The organism is Arthrobacter sp. B2a2-09, from assembly GCF_027587375.1.
Lineage (GTDB): Bacteria > Actinomycetota > Actinomycetes > Actinomycetales > Micrococcaceae > Arthrobacter.
Genome location: NZ_JAMXIC010000004.1, coordinates 225,647 through 244,241 on the forward strand (window position 1 = coordinate 225,647; position 18,595 = coordinate 244,241).

Below are 18,595 nucleotides of genomic sequence, written 5' to 3' on the forward strand. Positions count from 1 at the left end.
GCAATGGTGCCCTTTCACAAAGGAAAAGCGGTCAGGTACCGGGGCGGACGTAGGTCCGGACCGGTGAAGGCAGCGAGTTGCCGCCTGTCCCTGCCCGTATGTGAAAGGGGAGAGTCTCAGGCGGCGGGCACCAGGGCCGGCGGACCGCGCCGGGAGGGAAGCCGAAGGCCGGGAAGGCCGCGGGGACGCACGGTCGGGGTCGGGCAAGGGGCGGGGGTGCGAAGCGGCTGAATCGTTGTTGGAGCGGGCAATTGGACCAACGGGCGCAGCCACGCTGCCAGTGCCCATAGCGCTTGTTCGCCGCGCGCGAGGACCAGAGCCGTGCCCAAGGTGGCGACTGTGTGCGCCGCGAGCATTTGCCAGTCGCTTGCCGCGTCGCGGATTGAGGCGATGGCGCCTACGGTTTCGGAGGCTGGCACCAAAGGAACATGTCCAGCATGCCCGGACTGCAGCGGCGCCGCGGTGGAAGCCCCAGACAGGGCGCAGAACGCCCAGTGAAGGCAGAGCTGCCCGGCCCCCAGCATTCCCGCGAGGACGGGCAGCGAAAGCCGGGCGCGCGTCAGGATGGCGACCGGGAGGATTGTCAGGGCACAGAGCGCCGTCAGAATGGCCGGTGCCGGAAGGCTACCGCCACCGGCCAGGTGCCCACCCGCGGCCAAGCCCAGAATGATTGAACCGATCAGGCCTGTTCGCAAGAACCGGAAAGGCGCGGATGTCATGATCAGCGGTCCTTTCCGGTTCGAGCGCTATGGCGGAGAATCACTCAAATTCTATTGGTGCCGCCGACGCCGGAATTGCCGAAGAGCCTCGACTTCCCGGGTACTGCATCAAAGCTTGGCGATGATGTCCGCCAGGAGGCGCGAAATGCGTGCACTCGCCGTCTGGCCCGCCTCGATGACTTCCTGGTGGCTGAGCGGTACCGGGCTGATGCCTGCGGCCAGGTTGGTCACCAGGGAGATGCCGAAGACCTCCATGCCTGCGTGCCGGCCGGCGATGGCTTCCAAAGCGGTGGACATGCCCACCAGGTCCGCGCCGATTCGCTTGGCGTATTGGACCTCGGCCGGAGTTTCGTAGTGCGGGCCGGTGAACTGGGCGTAGACGCCTTCGTCAAGCGTGGGATCCACTTCGCGGGCCAGGCCGCGGATGCGCGAGGAGTACAGGTCCGTGAGGTCGACGAATGTGGCGCCTTCAAGGGGAGAAGCCGCCGTCAGGTTGATGTGGTCACTGATCAGCACGGGAGTGCCGGGGGTCCAGGCCTCGTTCAAGCCGCCGCAGCCGTTCGTCACCACCAGCGTCTTGCATCCTGCTGCCGCAGCCGTACGCACGCCGTGGACCACTGCGCGAACGCCTTTGCCTTCGTAGTAGTGGGTACGCGCACCCAGGACGAGGGCCCGCTTGCCCTCCTTCGTCAGGACCGAGCGGATGGTTCCCACATGCCCCTCAACGGCAGGAGCGTGGAAGCCGGGAACTTCCGACGCCGTGAGGGTCGCCGTCGTTTCGCCTATGAGATCCGCAGCCGCGCCCCAGCCTGAGCCGAGCACGAGCGCGACGTCGTGGGATTCGACGCCGGTCTCCGCTGCGATGTAGTCGGCCGCAGCTTTGGCGGCCTCGAATGGGTCTGTGTTGATCAGCTCTGCGTTACTCACTGGTACAAACTACAGTGCCGTGCGCGCTGTTGAACAGGGCGCTGTTGGGCAGGACAGCGGCCTCCACAGGCATTCTCAGGTGGGGCTTAGTGGCAGGTCCGCCGGCAATAAGTGACAATTGAACATTGTGACCATGCATCCTGACTTCAGCTCACCACGAATCGCGATCCTGGGCGGAGGTCCAGGCGGATATGAAGCGGCCATGGTCGCGGCGCACCTGGGAGCGCGGGTAACCCTCATCGAGCGCGCCGGGCTCGGCGGCTCAGCCGTCCTCACCGACGTCGTACCCTCCAAAACCCTGATCGCGACGGCGGATCTCATGACCCGCGTCGGCGAGGCGGGGGAGCTGGGAGTCAAGTTCGCCGTCGACGGCAGCGATGTAGCACCGGGCATGCGCGCCGATCTGGGCCACATCAACGACCGCGTCCTGCACCTCGCGCGGGAGCAGTCCGACGACATCCGGGTGGGCCTTGAGCACCTCGGCGTGGAGATTCTGATGGGCTCCGGAAAGCTCCTGGACAACCACACCATCGAGGTCATCACCTCGGACGGCGTCAAGACGATCACGGCCGACGCCATTCTTTTGGCCGTCGGCGCGCACCCCCGCGAACTGCCCACGGCAAAGCCCGACGGTGAGCGCATCCTGAACTGGGCACAGATCTATAACCTCGAGGAACTTCCGGAAGACCTGATCGTCGTCGGTTCCGGCGTCACGGGCGCCGAATTCGCTTCGGCCTATAACGGCCTTGGCTCGAACGTCACCCTGATTTCGAGCCGCGACCAGGTGCTGCCCGGCTCGGACACCGACGCCGCCCAGGTCCTTGAAGGTGTCTTCAAGCGCCGCGGCGTGCGCGTTCTGTCCCGCTCGCGCGCGGAGGCCGTTGAAAGGACCGACGCCGGCGTGAAGGTGACGCTCGGTGATGGCAGCACCGTCTCGGGCAGCCACTGCCTCGTCTGTGTTGGCTCCATCCCCAACACAGCCGGAATCGGGCTGGAAGAGGCGGGCGTGGCTGTCACGGAATCCGGTCACATCAAGGTGGACGGCGTCTCCCGCACCACAGCGCCGAACATCTACGCTGCTGGCGACTGCACGGGGATCCTGGCCCTCGCCTCGGTCGCCGCGATGCAGGGCCGCATCGCGGTTGCCCACTTCCTTGGCGACGCGGTCATGCCGATCAAGCTCCGCCAAGTGGCCTCAAACATTTTCACTTCACCGGAGATCGCCTCCGTGGGCGTCTCCGAGGCCGACCTCGAATCGGGCAAGTACCAGGGCGACGTGGTCATGCTCTCCCTGCTGAGCAACGCCCGCGCCAAGATGCGCAACTCCAAGGACGGCTTCGTCAAGATCATCGCGCGTAAGGGTTCGGGCACCGTGATCGGCGGCGTCGTCGTCGGACCGAACGCCTCCGAGCTCATCTTCCCGATCGCTGTTGCGGTGAAGCAGAAACTTCACGTCGACGACGTCGCGAGCACCTTTACCGTGTACCCCTCGCTGACCGGGTCCATCTCGGAAGCGGCGCGACGGTTGCACGTTCATATGTAGAGCTCTTGAAGCGAGAGGGTCCAGCGGTGCGATGCCGATGGACCCTTTCGCTGTCTCCGGCTCCTGCCACTCGCTGGCGGTCCTCTTATTCGCGAGGGGAGTTGAAAGCGTGAAGGAGAGTGGTGAATGTGCGTAGGTCATCAGTGGACCAGTGCGCGGTGCGTTCGAAGAAAGTCGTTCCGCGAACGTCGAGCGCTTCGCGCACCTGTGCTTCCCCGGCGGGCGTCAGCGCGATGATGACTGCTCTCTTGTCATCGGGGTCCGGCGTGCTCTCGAGCAGTTTGAGGTTCTTCATGCGTCCGATGAGGCTGCTGGTGGAGCTCCTGTCCATGGCGACAGCTTCGGCAAGCGTGCTGGGCTTCGCGGGGCCATAGGCGTATAGCCAGCGTGCCAGGTGAAACGCGGCAGGCTGCAGCGCCGGGTGGAATGCGGCCGCGCTCCGCTCGGTGAGGGCCCGGGACGCGCTGAGGAGCGCGTTGAGTTCGACGCCGAGTACCAGCTCGAGGTCTCGACGTGACGGATCGTCCGACATGCGATCAGCGAATTTAGTAGACATTTACCCATCAACTTCTTATGATTTGGAAATACCCACTATATCCGAGTGGGCCAAGCCTGCCCTCAAGGAGTGTCCATGTCCATATCTCGGTCGCCGTCCGAAGTGCCGACAATCGTCATCACCGGAGCAACAAGCGGCCTCGGACGCCTCGCCGCTATCGAACTCGCTAAGCAGGGCGCGCGCCTCGGGATCACTGCCAGAAGCCCCGAGCGCGCCGCCGCAACCGCAGCAGACATCGAAACGGCCGCGCCTGGAACAGAAATCGAGATTTTCATAGCCGACTTTGCTCGGACTGCGGACGTTCGCCGCGTCGGACGCGAAATCGCCGCTCACTACGCGCGGATCGACGTGTTGATCAACAACGCCGGCCTCCACGCCTTCGAACAGAGAATCACCCCGGACGGCTATCCCGAAATGGTCGCGGTCAACTACTTCGCCCCGTGGATCCTCACCCAGGAACTCCTCGCCACCTTGAAGGCGTCCACGGGCGCTCGCATCGTCAATGTCGCGTCCGAGGCTTCCCGGCGGTACGGAACACTCACCCTCCCTTCGGACCTGACGGACACAGCTCCTTTCACCGCGCGGGGGTCGTCTCGGCTCTATGGCAAGAGCAAGCTCCTCGACATCATGTTCACCCTCGAACTCGCTCGCCGCCTCGACGGGACTGGGTTGACCGCCAACTGCCTGGACCCGGGTTTCAATGTCACCGGACTCGGCCGTGAACTCGGTTTCGCCGCCAGACTCGAGAAGATCCTTTCCGTGCTCCGCATCGGCGATCCGGCCCGTGGCGCCGGTCTCATCGTGAAACTAGCCACAGACCCCGCTTTTGCGGGGCAGTCCGGTGGCTATTACACCGTCAAGAACACCCGCCGACTCACCCCTGTCCATCCCGGAGGTGACTCAGCGATGCAGGCGCGCCTTTGGGCAGGCACTGAAGAACTTCTCAGCGGCTCATAAGCCGGACGTTGCGTGGGGCCGGGCTCGTTGGGACTCCAACGCCCGGTTCGCCGGTCAAGGATCGGCTTGCGGCAACTGAGTGGGGTTGTGCAAGAGTGTGGGGATGGAGATGCGGAACCGGCAGAGGCTCGTGAATGAACTCACCGACGTGATGCGCGGGTATGAGGCGGCCAACAACACGCACGACATCGAGCGGGTTCTGCCGTACATAGCCAAGGACGCTACCTACTGGTTTTCCGACGGATCTCATGAGGGGCTCGATCAGGCCCGGGCAGCCATCGAGGCGACCTTCCGTGCTATTCAGGACGAGAAATACGTTGTGGATGAATTGACATGGGTGCTGGTGCAAGAGGATGCTGCCGTGTGCCGCTACCGATTCTCCTGGACGGGAATTGTCGAAGGTCAGCAACAGTCCGGAAAAGGACGCGGCACCAACGTCTTCATCCGAACACATGAAGCCTGGCAGATTGTCCACGAACAACTAACGGCTGATTCATAGCGGCGCACTGAGGGTCGCAGTCGCCGATGAGCGTGCTCGATGAAAGCCAGAGCGGCGGACTCGCTGTCGCTGGTAGGAACTGTCGTAGTAGATGGAGCGAGCATGCCGGGGCCGTCGGTCCCAACGCCGCCGGTCCCGCCCTTACAGACCCAAGTCGGCCTTGACTTCTTCCCAGAGGATGGTTTGTTCACCAGCCTCGATGGCTTCCTGAGCTTCTGCGTTTGTACGCTCGCTGAGTAGGAAGGCAAGCGGCTGGTCGGCATCGGGTTTGCTAGCGTCGAGCACATGCCTTCTATCTACCCGCCCAAATTTCGTCGCGGTGACATGGTGCGCGTCGTCGCGCCCGCACTGAGCCGCGCTGTGGTCATGGAGCACGACAACACCAGCCACATCGAGAGGCGTTTCGCGGAGATGGGTCTGCGGCTTTCGTTCGGCGAGCACGTGGACGAAATGGATGGACTTCTTTCATCGTCGGTGCAATCGCGTGTTGACGATCTTCATGCCGCCTTCTCGGATCCGGACGTGGCGGGAATCCTGACAGTGATCGGCGGATTCAGCAGCAACGAATTGCTTCCGTACCTCGACTGGGAGCTCATCCAGGCGAACCCGAAGATACTGTGTGGCTACTCAGACATCACGGCCCTTCAAAACGCCATCCACGCGCGCACTGGATTGGTGACCTATTCGGGGCCACACTGGTCCACGTTCGGCATGCGGGACCACTCTGAGGAGACTCAAGCCTGGTTCATAGACGCGCTCTTTGGCGAGGCGCCCGTGGAATTGAGACCGGCCGCGGCTTGGACCGACGACGCATGGTTCCGCGACCAAGATGGGCGAACGCTGATTCCGAGCGATGGTTGGTGGCCGCTGCAAGAAGGCGCTGCGACCGGCCGGATTGTGGGCGGAAACCTCTGCACGCTGAATCTCCTGCAGGGAACGGACAACATGCCCTCTTTGGAGGGGGCGCTCCTCTTCTTGGAGGACGATTTCGAAAGCCATCCGGCCACATTTGCGCGGGACCTTGCGTCGATTTTGCAGACGCCAGGGGCAAAGGGCATTCGGGGTCTGGTGATAGGTCGCTTTCAGCAGGCAAGCCGAATGACGAGGGAACTGCTGGCTTTGATTGTGGCCAAGCAATCCGTTCTTGCAGGCTTGCCGGTGCTCGCCAACGTCGACTTTGGCCACACCTCGCCCATCCTGACGTTCCCGATCGGTGGCGAGGCCGAAGTTATGGTCGGTGAATCAAGTACTTTGAGGATCACGCGACACTGACGCAGGTGGGCGGGCTATTTTGTCGGTGCCTGCTGGCAGAGTGTTTCCATGGAAGCGATCGGATACCTCACCACCCGCCAGGGCGCTTCGCCGGGTGGCCGGTTCGTGGTGTCCCACAAGGCGCGCGAGCCGTGGATGGCGACGGCGGCTGGTCTGGCGCCGGGGCCGCGTCTGCTCTCTCCGGTTGATCCGGGCGAGGCTCGCGTCGGCGATCACGGCGGCAGTGACGGTGGTCCGCAGCGGGTTCTGGAGAGTGCTCTTGTGGCGTTGCGCTCGCTGGCGCGGACGGCGGTGGACGACGTCGGGTCGCTGGGGTTGCAGGACTCCGCGGCGTTTGCCTTCGGCGTGGAGGAGCTCTCCCGCACCCTGGACTATTTGCAGGTCGTTGCCGCGGGGCAGCTTCACCAGGTGCGGCAGCAGGAGCCGGCCGGCGAGCTCGCCTGGACGACGGGCTGGGGAGCCGAAGCGCCGACGGACGGTTCCAGTGATGGTGCCGACAGCCCCGGAACGGAAACTGGGGCAGCCGGTGCTGGTGCCGGCGTCGCGGGCGGCGGTTTCGCTGCGGTGGAGGTCCGGGCCGGGTTCAGGGAGTTCAGGAACACCGGCGAGCACCTGCGCACGCTGCTGCAGATCAGCGCGGCCGAGGCCCGCCGACGCGTGGCCCTGGCGGAGGACCTGCTGCCCGGCCGCTCCCTCACCGGGCAAAGGATCCAGCCGCGGTACGGGGAAATTGCTGCGGCTTTTGCTTGCGGGAGCATCGCGTCCCGGCCGGCCACCACCATCACGATGGCGTTGGGACGGGTCCGGCCCTTGTGCAGCCCCGACGCTGCCGCGGACATGGAACACGCGTTGACGATGACTGCGGTCGAGAACGACGCCGATTTCCTGGCCAGGATCGCCCGCCGCTGGACCGACGCGATCGACCAGGACGGTGCCGAGCCCAGCGAAGAAGCCCTGCGCCACCTCCAAGGCGCGTTCCTGCGGCGGCCCAAACACGGGCTGCAGCATGTGGAGATCTTCGCCACCCAGGACCAATACGAGCACCTGCTCACCGTGATGAACACCGCCACTAATCCGCGGACCTCCACGTCCCGGGAGCCAGGACCGGGGGACCATACCGTGGACGCCGACGGCGGGAGCGCGCCGGCAAACGCTCCGGCGGACGGTCTTCGGGGTGGTTCACGCGATGATGGCGCGTCCCTGGACCGCCGCACGAGGGCGCAGAAACTCCTGGATGGGTTGCTGGGCGCCTGCAAGATTGCCCTCGCCACCGGGGCGTTGCCCGCGGCCGGGGGCCAGCGCCCCCAGATCATGGCCACCATCGATCACCGGGACCTCCTGGCATCGCTGACGGAAGCCGGGCAGCCCACCTTACTAGGCCAATCCGGACAAGCCGGGCGTTCCGGCGGGCAGCAACGCGGCACGGGGAGCTTTACGTTCACCGGTCCGGTCCCGGCGGCCACGTTGCGGAAGATCGGCTGCGATGCGGACATCATTCCCGTCGTCCTGGGCGGGGAAGGCCAGGTCCTGGACATCGGCCGGGCCTCCAGGATCTTCCCCGCCCATATCCGTAAAGCCATCACCGCCCGGGACAAAGGCTGCGCGTTCCCCTCGTGCACGATGCCGGCCCCGTGGTGCGAAGCCCACCACATCACGTACTGGTCCAGGGGTGGACCGAGCAGCGTCGACAATGGTGTCTTGCTCTGCAGCCACCACCACCACCTCATCCACAAGGAAGAATGGCACATCCAAGTCCAAGCAGGCGTGCCGTGGTTCATCCCGCCACCGCACATCGACCCACGCCAAAAAGCGCGCAGAAACCACTACTTTCAGGTGTGACCACGTGCTGCGGTGTGACGTGCCTTGAGAGAGCAAACCGCAGTTCCTCGGTGCCCAACGGGTAAGCACTCCCTGGTTTACTAGGGCCATGGGGGATCCGAAAGAAAACGAAGACCGCACACTCAAAGTTGACGGTCTGGTCAACGGACGGGATCTCGGTGGTCTACGGCGCGCAGACGGGACACTTACTCCGCGAGGCGTGTTTTTCCGGAGCGAGAACGTCGATTGGATCACCGGGAACGGATGGCAGCAGATCTATGACGCCGGGATCCGCACCGTGGTCGACCTCCGTCAGCAAGGGGAACGCAACACAGACACCCGGGAACGGCCCAACTGGCTCACCACCATCCATGTCGATCTTGATGGTCTGGAAAACAAAGCGTTCTGGGCAGACTACTGGGACAACGGCCTAGTGGGCACAGCGCTTTACTTTCTCCCGCACCTTGCAGCCATGCCCGAACGGGCCGGCGCCGCGATATCGGCTGTGGTCAACGCACCTGCAGGAGGGGTCCTCTTCCATTGCATGGGAGGCAGGGACAGGACGGGCCTACTTGCCATGGCTCTGCTTCGTGCTATCGGCACCGACCCGGAACGCATGGTCGACGACTATCTGGAAACAGTCAGGTTGGGTGATGTTCGTGCAGCCCGCAGCAACCGACACAACGCTGAACCTATGCTTGAGGAACTGTGCCGGCAACACGGTACAACAACCGAAGGCGCGTTCCGGGCTGCCTTGGCAAAATTCGATCTCCAAGCCTTCCTCGACGCCGCGGAGCTCACCGACGAGGACCGGGAGGGCCTGTTCAGCTGGCGCGGCGCGACCACCACACCCCAAATCCCGACGGAATAGCGTGGCAATCATGGGAAACGCAGCAGTCAGAGTCCGCGAAGCAACCGCCGAAGACACGTCGACACTCTGGGCGGCCTGCTTTGAAGCAGCGAATTGGCGCGGGGGTGACCGGTTTACGCGCGAACAGGTCATGAATGATCCGGAATTCTCGCACTACGTCGGGGGCTGGCCCCGCCCGGGGGACTTCGGTGTTGTCGCCGAGATCGGGATCGGCGAAGGCATCGGAGCCGCATGGTGCCGCATCTTCGCCGCCGACGACGCCGGGTACGGCTTCGTGGCGACGGACATCCCGGAACTGACTATCGGCGTCGTGCCCGGTCTTCGCGGAGCGGGTGCTGGCACCGCACTGATGACTGCACTTATCGCTCTAGGACGCTCTCGCGGCCTACGAAGCATCAGTCTCAGTGTGGAGGATGGCAACCGGGCCCGGGATCTATACGAACGATTCGGGTTTGTGCGGGTCGGCCGGAACGGCGGCTCGGACACCCTGCTTCTGACCCTGTAGGGGAAGTTGCGTCCGAGTCCCCAAACCCTTACGCCGCGACCCCCTGGAAGTGCCGTTCAATAATCCCCTTGATGTCCCCATGGCACCCTCCACACCCAGTCCCCGCGCGGGTCGCTTTGGAAACCTCCGGCACGGAAGAGCATCCATCCAACACTGCTTCCTCGATGCTCGCACCGCTGACGCCCGCGCAGCGGCAAACTGTGCGCTGCGGATCGTCATTCGAAGCAGAAGAACCGAGCTGGTCCGGGCCGTCCAGGCGCAGCAGGAGTGAACGGTCTGCGGGCAGCTCGGAGCCGCGTTCGAACAGCATCACGAGTTCCGCGGCCGTGCGCGGCATGCCTACGGTCACGAGTCCTTCGAGCGCGCCGCCGCGCGTCGTCATTTTGACGTAGCGGCCGTGTTCCGGATCGGCCCACTGGGCAACTTGGCGCCGTGGTTTCCCCTCGGAGACACCGACGGACAACAGCTCGTCATCCCATGGTTCGGCGCTGTTGTCGCCAGCGACGGCCAGGTTGATGCCGCGTGCCTTCAACACCACGACACCGGGCTTCTCCTGCGGCAGGGGCGCCAACGCGTCAGCTGCGTCCTGGCCGCCCTCGGCAAGGAGGATCAGGTACTCGGCAAGCCACTCGGCCTGGCGCCAGCCCGGACCCACCAGGCCGGAAGGGCCCAGTGCGGTGCGGCATTCGGCGCACTCGGCATCGGCGCAGCGGACTTCGGCGCAGTCGCCGATCGCGAACATGTGCGGCTCATGGTAGGTCCGCAGATGGTGATCCACCAGGATGCCGGTGGCCGCGGGCAGTCCGCAACCTTCGGCCAGTTCGATCCGCGGGCGCACGCCGCAGGACAGAACCAGCAGCTCGCCTTCGATCCTTGACCCGTCGTTCAGCACGAGGGCGGAAAACATTCCGTCGGGGCCATTGTGCTCCACAGCCGTGGAACGGGCGTTGCCCACCATGGTGATCCCGCTGTTGCGCAAGCTCGCCGCGAGAACGGCTCCACCGCCGCGGTCGATATTGCGGCCCAGCGGGAAGGAACCGTTGTGCACCACAGTTGTGAGGGCGCCTTCTTCTGCCGCGGCCAGGGCCGTTTCGAGGCCAAGTACGCCGCCGCCGAGGACGATCACGCGCTTGCCTGCAGTCACGGCGTCGCGAAGTTGCGCGGCGTCGCGGACGTCACGGAGGGCGGTCACGCCTAGCGGGAGCACCGGGTGTGACGGATCAGGGTTGATGCCTGTGAGGTTGGGGATGACGGGCCGCGAGCCCGTGGCGAACACCAAGCGGTCGTAGCCGGGCGTAGTTCCGTCCGAAAGGACAACCTGCTGGCGTGCGCGGTCGATGCGTTTGACGGTGACGCCCAGCCGGACCTCGACGCCGTCGGCCGCCAAATCGCTAGCGTCCGCCATCGCGAGGGCCTCCGCGGTGGTCCGGCCTACGCCGAGTTCCGCCACCATGACGCGGTTGTACGCGGCTTCGGCTTCCTGCCCGACGACGAGCAGCTGGACAAGGCCGCTGCGCACGGCAGGCAACAACTCGTCGACCAGCCGGGCCGCGACCGGCCCGAACCCCACCACCACAATTCGCTCACTCACGATGCCTCCTTGACCTGCGTTGACACGCCGACTTGCATTGACAAGCTGACCTGCATTGACGAGCCGGCCGCCGCTGACACAGCCAACTGGGCAGCCAACGCCGATTCGACATTTGGTAGTGCCGCCTTCCGGACCCAGACCGTGCTGGTCTTGAACTCCGGCATGCCGGAAATGGGATCCGTGACCGCCTCAGTGAGACGGTTGGCGCTGCCCAGTCCCGGGAAATGGAAGGGCAGGAAGACTGTGTCCGTGCGGATGCTGTTGCTGAGCTCCACCCTGCACAGGACCTCTCCGCGCTCGTTGGAGACCCGGACGAAGTCGCCGTCGGAGATGTCCCTGACGGCGGCTGTTGCGGGGTGGATCTGCAAGAGCGGCTCCGGCTGCGCGGCCGCGAGCTCGGCCACGCGGCGGGTCTGGGCGCCCGATTGGTAATGTTCCAGCAGCCGCCCGGTGACGAGCGTCAGCGGATCGGGATCAGAGCCGACGACGGCGGTGCGCTGGGACCGTTTCTGCGGAGCCACCGGGACCATCACCGCGCGTCGGCCGGCGTGCGCGAAGCTGTCGAGGAAGAGTCGCGGCGTTCCCGAACTGCCGGTGGGATAGGGCCAGTAGGCGGCCTCTCCGCGATCCAGCATGGCGTAGTCGATTCCGGAGTAGTCGGCCAAGCCGCCTGCAGAGGCGAGCCGGAGCTCCTCAAAGACGGTCTCGGGATCGTCGCTGAACGTGGACGGTGCGTCGAGCGATTCGGCGAGCCGGGCCATGAGCCACAATTCGCTGCGGACGCCCGGGGGAGGGGTGAGGGCTTTCCGACGCCGGAGCACGCGGCCCTCGAGGTTGGTCAGCGTGCCTTCTTCCTCGGCCCATTGGGTGACCGGGAGGACCAGGTCGGCCTCCAGCGCAGTCTCGGACATGAAGAAATCGCAGACAACCAGGAAGTCCAGGCTGCGCAGGCCCTCGATCACCGCACCGGCGTCGGGGGCTGACACCGCCACATTGGCGCCGTGCACGAAAAGGCAACGGACGCCGTCGGGCTGTCCCAAAGACTTCAGCAGCTCCACGGCCGGCAGGCCGGGGCCGGGGATGAGGGATTCGTCGACGCCCCACACTTTGGCGACGTGGGCGCGGGCGGCGGGATCGGTGATCTTGCGGTAGCCGGGGAGCTGGTCGGCCTTTTGGCCGTGCTCGCGGCCGCCCTGGCCGTTGCCTTGGCCGGTCAGCGTGCCGTAGCCGCTGCGGGTGGAGCCCGGCAGGCCGAGGAGGAGGCTGAGGTTGATCGCGGCGGTGGCGGTGTCCGTACCGTCCACGTGCTGCTCGACTCCGCGGCCGGTCAGGATGTAGCTGCCGCCGCGTCGGGCGCCGTCGGCGAGGCGGCGGGCGGTGTCACGGATGAGCGTGGCGGGTACGCCAGTGATCGACTGGACGCGCTCTGGCCAGAATGCGGCGAGGCTACGAACGATCGCCGGGTACCCGGTGGTGCGGTTCTGGAGGTATTCGGCGTCGGCGAGGCCTTCGTGGACCACTACGTGGGAGATACCCAACAGCAGGGCGAGGTCCGTTCCCGGGGTCGGCTGCAGGTGGATGCCACCGCCGTCGCCGGTGAATGCGGCCGTCGCGGAACGGCGGGGATCGGCCACGATCAACCCGCCGGAGTCACGCGCGCCCTGCAAGTGCTGGACGAATGGCGGCATGGTCTCGGCAACATTGGAACCGAGAAGGAAGATGACGTTCGCCGAATCAAGGTCCTCAACGGGGAACGGGAGGCCGCGGTCCACGCCGAACGCGCGGTTTCCGGCTGCCGCAGCGGAGGACATGCAGAAACGTCCGTTGTAGTCGATGCGCGAGGTTCCCAGCGCCAGGCGGGCGAACTTGCCCAACTGGTAGGCCTTCTCATTGGTGAGTCCGCCGCCGCCGAACACGCCGACGGCGTCGGGCCCGTACTGCTCGCGGGCCTGCTTGACGGCTCCGGTGACCAGCCTGAGTGCCTGGTCCCACGTGACCGGCCGGTGGACGCCGTCGGACCCTTTGAGCATGGGTTCCGTGACGCGTCCGGTGTGGTTCAACAACGACGGCGATGTCCAGCCCTTGCGGCACAGCCCGCCCCGGTTGGTGGGGAAGTCGCGGCCGGATACTTCCAGTAGTGGAAGTGCCTTTGCTGCGGGAGCGGGGTCTGACCCCGGCTGCGCCGAGGGCGCTGCCGGGGTCAGGGTCATGGCGCACTGCAGCGCACAATACGGGCAGTGGGTGTTGGCGCCATTGGGCATATTAGATGTGTCCCATCGCGTTACGGTTGGCCTTCCGGAGGTAGCAGACCCAGCAGACGATGAGCATCAGCACGTAGGCGCCGACGAAGCCATAGAACGCGGGGGTGTAGGAACCGGAAGCGCTGGAAGCGTTGAGCACCTGGGGGATGACGAATCCGCCGTAGGCGCCGATCGCCGAGATCAGGCCAAGGGAGGAGGCCGCGAGGCGGGCGGTCTCGGCGGGCTTTGCCCCGGAGCGTGCGGCCCGGCTCGACGTCGCGAAGATGACCGGAATCATGCGGTACGTGGCGCCGTTTCCAAAACCGCTCGCCGTGAAGAGGAACAGGAACAGGACCAGGAAGAGCCAGAAGTTCTTGAGCGGAAGGGTCCAGATCATGGTCAGCGTGATGACTGCCATCGCTGCGAACGCCGTGACGGTCATCCGGGCTCCGCCCATGCGGTCGGCCATGCGTCCACCGTAGGGGCGGGCCAGGGAGCCGACCAGCGGGCCAAGGAACGCGAGCGAAAGGGCCACCGCGCCGACGTGGAAGGCGGAGAAGGCCGGGAAGTAGTCCTTGATGAGCTTGGGGAAGACGCCGGAGAAGCCGATGAACGAGCCGAAGGTGCCGATGTAGAGGAAGGCCATGATCCACAGGTGCGGTTCCTTGAGCGCGGCGACGGAGCCTGCAACGTCACCCTTGGCGCTCGTGAGATTGTTCATGTACTTCCAAGCGCCGAACGCGGCGACAAGGATGAGGGGAATCCAGATGAGGCCGGCCATGGGCAGGTTGACCGTGCCGGCGGCCAGGAGGGTGACGGCGATCGGGACGACAAGCTGCGCGACGGCGGCACCGAGGTTTCCGCCCGCGGCGTTCAGGCCCAGCGCCCAGCCCTTTTCACGGGCAGGGTAGAAGAAGGTGATGTTTGCCATAGAGCTGGCGAAGTTGCCGCCACCGAAGCCTGCAAGGCCCGCTACCAGCAGCATGACGCCGAACGGAGTGCCGGGGGTCGAGACACACAGGGCAAGGCCCGCCGTGGGGATCAGTAGCAGGAGGGCCGAGACGATGGTCCAGTTGCGGCCACCGAACCTCGGAACCATGAAGGTGTAGGGGATGCGCAGCGTGGCGCCGACCAGGCTGGGGATCGAGATGAGCCAGAAGATCTGGTTGGTGTCGAACTTGAAGCCTGCTGCCGGGAGCTGGACGACGACGATCGACCAGAGCTGCCAGACGACGAAGCCGAGGAACTCGGCGAAGATGGACCAGTACAGGTTGCGCTTGGCGATGGAACGGCCGGCAACTTCCCACTGCTCTTTGTTCTCCGCATCCCAGTTGGCAATCCAGCGGCCAGGGCGGTGTTCAAGCTCGGGGACGAGGGCGGTGGGCGCCTGCTCGTTGGTGAGGATTTCGGTGCTTCGGTCAACTGTCACGGAGTGCCTCCTTTGTGGGGACGTTGTACTTCCACGTTAGGGATGGCGCGTTTCGCGGACCGTCGCGGTTTGTAAACGTGCTGTGACATTTGCCTATCGGCGGGGGTCACCGGTGCGTGAGGCGATGGTGAGGTTGTTGTGGCGCGGACCACAAAGTGAGACTTTTCAAAGCGTCCGAATGTTGGACTCGATTGTCCACTTGTTGGATATAGGGAACTATTATTGAACTTTCAATAATCTTTGCCGGCAGGCTCAGGAAGGCCGGGCCGGCGTGAACGAAAGCAACCATTACATGTCTTCCATCGCTGAATCCAAGGAAAGCGAGTCAGTCAAGCCGGTCAACTCGCGGGGACGCGTGATCTTCGCCAGCCTCATTGGCACGTCCATCGAGTTCTACGATTTCTACGTTTATGCCACGGCAGCCGTGCTCGTCTTTCCCAAACTCTTCTTCCCGACGGCGGACGAGACCACCCAGCTTCTGAGCTCGTTCGCGGTGTTCGGTGTCGCCTTCGTCGCCCGGCCGCTCGGCTCGATAATTTTCGGCCACTTCGGTGACAAGTTCGGTCGCAAGGGAACCCTGGTTGCGTCCCTGCTGACCATGGGTATTGCCACGTTCCTGATCGGTTGCCTCCCCACGGCACAGGTCCCCGGCTGGACCTTCCTGGCCCCCACGTTGCTGGTAGTCCTGCGTTTCGCCCAGGGCCTGGCCCTCGGTGGTGAGTGGAGCGGCGCCGCGCTGCTAGCAACCGAGAACGCGCCGGCCAACAAACGCGCCATCTATGGAACATTTCCGCAGATGGGTGCGCCGATCGGCTTCATTCTGGCCAACATCATCTTCCTGATCTTCAGCTACACCCTGACTCCCGAGGCCTTCGCCGCCTGGGGCTGGCGCGTGCCGTTCCTGCTGAGCGCCGTCATGGTGATCCTCGGCCTCTATGTACGCCTCAAGCTCATTGAAACTCCCGCATTCACCAAGGTGCTGGAATCCAACGAAGTCGCCAAGCTGCCCATCGGACGCGTGTTCAAGAAGAGCTGGCGCCCGCTGATCCTCGGTACCTTCATCATGCTTGCGACGTACGTGCTGTTCTACCTGATGACCACGTTCACGCTGACCTACGGCACCAAGCCCACCTTGGCGGGCGCGCAAGCAGCTGCAGTGAAGGCCGGAAAGCCGATGACCGAAGCGGCCGCCGCGGCGTTCGTCCCCGGCCTGGGCATCGCCCGCAACGATTTCCTCTGGATGCTGATTGCCGGCGTCGTCTTCTTCGGCATTTTCACCCTGGTGGCCGGTCCGCTGGCCGAAAAGTACGGCCGCCGCAAGATGCTCCTGGCCGTAACGGCGGGCATCCTGGTGTTCGGCTTGCTCTTCGTGCCCCTGTTCAATGGCGGTTTCGTGGGGACCATGGCATTGCTGATCATCGGCTTCACCCTGATGGGCCTCACTTTCGGACCGATGGGCGCACTGCTCCCGGAACTGTTCCCCACCAACGTCCGCTACACCGGATCCGCCGTCAGCTACAACATGTCCAGCATCCTCGGTGCGGCAGTGGCTCCGTTCATCGCGGTGTGGCTCTGGGAATCGGCCAAGGGCAGCACAGTCCTGGTGGGTGTCTATCTCAGCGCCATGGCAGTGTTGACGCTTGTGGCCCTGTTCCTGTCCAAGGAAACCAAGGACACAGACTACGAGAACAACGTGGCCTGATCTTGCATTAGCAGCCTCCCGTTAAATGGCTCCGGCCCCGCACCTCTTGGTGCGGGGCCGGAACCATTTGAGCTGTGCTTAGTCTTCGATCGTCGCGATGACGGCGCCTGCGGAGACGGTTTCGCCTGCCTTGGCCACCAAGCCGTGGATCGTGCCGGCCTTGTGGGCGGTGAGGGGCTGTTCCATCTTCATGGCTTCGAGGACCACGATCAGATCGCCTTCGGCAACCACATCGCCGGCGGCTACTGCCACCTTGACGATGGTGCCCTGCATCGGCGAAGTGAGGGCGTTGCCGCCCGCCACGGCGGCTGTGGCGCCCGCCGAACGGGAGCGCTTCTTGACCTTCGCACCCTTGGCGCCCGCGCTGGCAACCGAGGAAACCGAGCCGAGAGTCGCGGGAAGGACAACTTCCAGCCGCTTGCCGCCAACCTCGACGACGACGCGCTGGCGCTCACCGGCGTCGACGGCTTCTGTTCCGGTTCCGGTGGGCGTCCACGCGGGGATGTTGTTGATGAATTCGGTCTCGATCCAGCGCGTGTGCACCTTGAACGGGCCTTCGGCCGGAGCGAACGCGGGATCGGTCACCACTGCGAGGTCGAAGGGAATGACGGTGGGGATGCCTTCAACCACCATTTCCTCGAGGGCGCGGCGGGAACGCTGGAGGGCCTGTTCGCGGCTGGCGCCGGTGACGATCAGCTTGGACAGCATGGAATCGAAGTTCCCGCTGATAGCGTCTCCCTGTTCGACGCCGGAATCGATGCGGACGCCCGGACCCGTCGGGTTCTTCAGGGTACTAATGGTTCCCGGTGCGGGCATGAAGTTGCGGCCCGGGTCTTCGCCGGTGATGCGGAATTCGAAGGAGTGGCCGCGGACCTCGGGATCGCCATAGCCGAGTTTTTCGCCTCGGGCGATGCGGAACTGCTCGCGGACCAGGTCGAGGCCCGTGACTTCCTCTGAAACACAGTGCTCCACCTGAAGACGCGTGTTGACCTCGAGGAAGGAGATGATGCCGTCCTGGCCCACCAGGAATTCGCATGTTCCTGCGCCCAGGTAGCCGGCTTCCTTCAGGATGGCCTTGGAAGACTCGTACAGGCGCTCGTTCTGTTCGGGGCTCAGGAACGGCGCCGGGGCTTCTTCCACGAGTTTCTGGTTGCGGCGCTGGAGCGAACAGTCACGGGTAGAGACCACGACGACGTTTCCGTAGGCGTCAGCGAGGCACTGGGTCTCGACGTGGCGCGGGGAATCCAGGAAGCGCTCGATGAAGCACTCGCCGCGGCCGAAGGCGGCAATGGCCTCGCGCACTGCGGACTCGAAAAGCTCAGGGATTTCCTCGATGGTCCGGGCCACCTTGATGCCGCGGCCGCCGCCGCCGTAGGCAGCCTTGATGGCGATCGGGAGACCGAACTCCTGGGCGAAGGCCAGGATCTCGTCAGCGGATTCGACGGGGTCGGCCGTGCCGGGAACCAGAGGAGCGCCAACCTTTTCGGCGATGTGGCGTGCCTGCACCTTGTCGCCCAGCGCAGAGATGGCGTCCGGGGACGGCCCAATCCAGGTGATGCCGGCGTCGATGACCTTGGCGGCAAACTCGGCGTTCTCGGCGAGGAAGCCATAGCCGGGGTGGATGGCGTCCGCGCCCGACTGCTTGGCGACCGCGATCAACTTGTCCATCACGAGGTACGACTCGGCAGCGGTGTTGCCGCCCAGCGCGTATGCCTCATCTGCCAGCCGCACGTGCAGGGCGTCGCGGTCGGGGTCTGCGTAGACGGCCACGGAAGCGATGCCTTCATCCCGGGCTGCGCGGATGATGCGGACCGCGATTTCGCCTCGATTGGCGATCAAGACCTTGGTGAGAGGGCTGGAAATGGGCTGCGCCGGATTAGCTGACAAGTTGACTCCTTCTGTCCTTCAGGGAGCCTAGCGTGATTTTGAGGGTTCCGCCCATATTGATGGGGGATTCCGTGTGTGA

The 18,595-nt window shown here is 64.8% G+C and carries 16 protein-coding genes; 8 read left to right on the top strand and 8 right to left on the bottom strand.

Annotated elements, in window-relative coordinates:
• Window positions 1–116: 116 nt before the first annotated feature.
• Complete coding sequence (locus NFJ07_RS06600; protein ID WP_269993314.1) at window positions 117–719, bottom strand: hypothetical protein; 603 nt, start codon at window positions 717–719, stop codon at window positions 117–119.
• 108 nt (window positions 720–827) lie between these two features.
• Window positions 828–1,646: a purine-nucleoside phosphorylase gene (locus NFJ07_RS06605; RefSeq protein ID WP_269993315.1), complete on the bottom strand. Its 819-nt coding sequence runs from the start codon at window positions 1,644–1,646 to the stop codon at window positions 828–830.
• A gap of 127 nt (window positions 1,647–1,773) precedes the next feature.
• Here NFJ07_RS06605 and NFJ07_RS06610 point away from each other — a divergent pair, with 127 nt between their 5' ends.
• Window positions 1,774–3,189, top strand: coding sequence for an NAD(P)H-quinone dehydrogenase (locus NFJ07_RS06610; RefSeq protein ID WP_269993316.1), 1,416 nt, complete (start codon window positions 1,774–1,776; stop codon window positions 3,187–3,189).
• Between the two features lie 85 nt (window positions 3,190–3,274).
• Here the strand turns inward: NFJ07_RS06610 and NFJ07_RS06615 are convergent, their stop codons facing one another.
• A complete protein-coding gene (locus NFJ07_RS06615) occupies window positions 3,275–3,745 on the bottom strand; it encodes a MarR family winged helix-turn-helix transcriptional regulator (RefSeq protein WP_269993317.1) in 471 nt (156 codons plus the stop codon).
• Window positions 3,746–3,820: 75 nt separating this feature from the next.
• Here NFJ07_RS06615 and NFJ07_RS06620 point away from each other — a divergent pair, with 75 nt between their 5' ends.
• Complete coding sequence (locus tag NFJ07_RS06620) at window positions 3,821–4,702, top strand: SDR family NAD(P)-dependent oxidoreductase (RefSeq protein ID WP_269993318.1); 882 nt, start codon at window positions 3,821–3,823, stop codon at window positions 4,700–4,702.
• Window positions 4,703–4,805: 103 nt separating this feature from the next.
• Entirely contained in the window at window positions 4,806–5,201 is a 396-nt protein-coding gene (locus tag NFJ07_RS06625; RefSeq protein ID WP_269993319.1) for a YybH family protein, read from the top strand.
• A gap of 141 nt (window positions 5,202–5,342) precedes the next feature.
• Here NFJ07_RS06625 and NFJ07_RS06630 read toward each other — a convergent pair whose 3' ends face one another.
• Window positions 5,343–5,486, bottom strand: a complete 144-nt coding sequence (locus NFJ07_RS06630) for a hypothetical protein (RefSeq protein WP_269993320.1) — start codon at window positions 5,484–5,486, stop codon at window positions 5,343–5,345.
• Between NFJ07_RS06630 and NFJ07_RS06635 the strand changes: the two genes are divergently transcribed.
• From NFJ07_RS06635 to NFJ07_RS06650, 4 genes are all read left to right on the top strand, one after another.
• On the top strand, window positions 5,487–6,473 hold the full coding sequence (locus tag NFJ07_RS06635; RefSeq protein ID WP_269993321.1) for a S66 family peptidase: 987 nt from the start codon (window positions 5,487–5,489) through the stop codon (window positions 6,471–6,473). It abuts the gene before it with no gap.
• Window positions 6,474–6,521: 48 nt separating this feature from the next.
• Window positions 6,522–8,312 carry a DUF222 domain-containing protein gene (locus NFJ07_RS06640; protein WP_269993322.1) on the top strand — a complete coding sequence of 597 codons (1,791 nt, stop codon included), beginning with the start codon at window positions 6,522–6,524 and terminating at the stop codon, window positions 8,310–8,312.
• A gap of 88 nt (window positions 8,313–8,400) precedes the next feature.
• Window positions 8,401–9,162, top strand: a complete 762-nt coding sequence (locus tag NFJ07_RS06645) for a tyrosine-protein phosphatase (protein ID WP_269993323.1) — start codon at window positions 8,401–8,403, stop codon at window positions 9,160–9,162.
• A 10-nt stretch (window positions 9,163–9,172) separates the two neighbouring features.
• The gene (locus tag NFJ07_RS06650; protein WP_269993324.1) at window positions 9,173–9,667 is read left to right on the top strand and encodes a GNAT family N-acetyltransferase; all 495 of its coding nucleotides are present in this window, start codon (window positions 9,173–9,175) and stop codon (window positions 9,665–9,667) included.
• 28 nt (window positions 9,668–9,695) lie between these two features.
• Here NFJ07_RS06650 and NFJ07_RS06655 read toward each other — a convergent pair whose 3' ends face one another.
• Genes NFJ07_RS06655 through NFJ07_RS06665 form a run of 3 tightly spaced genes read right to left on the bottom strand, consistent with a single transcriptional unit; the run spans window position 9,696 to window position 14,927 of the window.
• Window positions 9,696–11,258: an FAD-dependent oxidoreductase gene (locus tag NFJ07_RS06655; RefSeq protein WP_269993325.1), complete on the bottom strand. Its 1,563-nt coding sequence runs from the start codon at window positions 11,256–11,258 to the stop codon at window positions 9,696–9,698.
• Window positions 11,255–13,519, bottom strand: a complete 2,265-nt coding sequence (locus NFJ07_RS06660) for a molybdopterin oxidoreductase family protein (protein WP_269993326.1) — start codon at window positions 13,517–13,519, stop codon at window positions 11,255–11,257. Before NFJ07_RS06660 ends, NFJ07_RS06655 begins: the two co-directional genes overlap by 4 nt.
• Before the next feature lies 1 nt (window position 13,520).
• On the bottom strand, window positions 13,521–14,927 hold the full coding sequence (locus NFJ07_RS06665; RefSeq protein WP_442865307.1) for an MFS transporter: 1,407 nt from the start codon (window positions 14,925–14,927) through the stop codon (window positions 13,521–13,523).
• A gap of 292 nt (window positions 14,928–15,219) precedes the next feature.
• On the opposite strand from NFJ07_RS06665, the gene NFJ07_RS06670 reads away from it, so the two are divergent.
• Complete coding sequence (locus NFJ07_RS06670; protein WP_269993327.1) at window positions 15,220–16,629, top strand: MFS transporter; 1,410 nt, start codon at window positions 15,220–15,222, stop codon at window positions 16,627–16,629.
• A gap of 78 nt (window positions 16,630–16,707) precedes the next feature.
• On the opposite strand, the gene NFJ07_RS06675 is transcribed toward NFJ07_RS06670, so the two are convergent.
• Window positions 16,708–18,516 (bottom strand): acetyl/propionyl/methylcrotonyl-CoA carboxylase subunit alpha, encoded by a 1,809-nt coding sequence (locus NFJ07_RS06675; protein WP_269993328.1) that lies wholly within the window; start codon window positions 18,514–18,516, stop codon window positions 16,708–16,710.
• Between the last annotated feature and the right edge of the window lie 79 nt (window positions 18,517–18,595).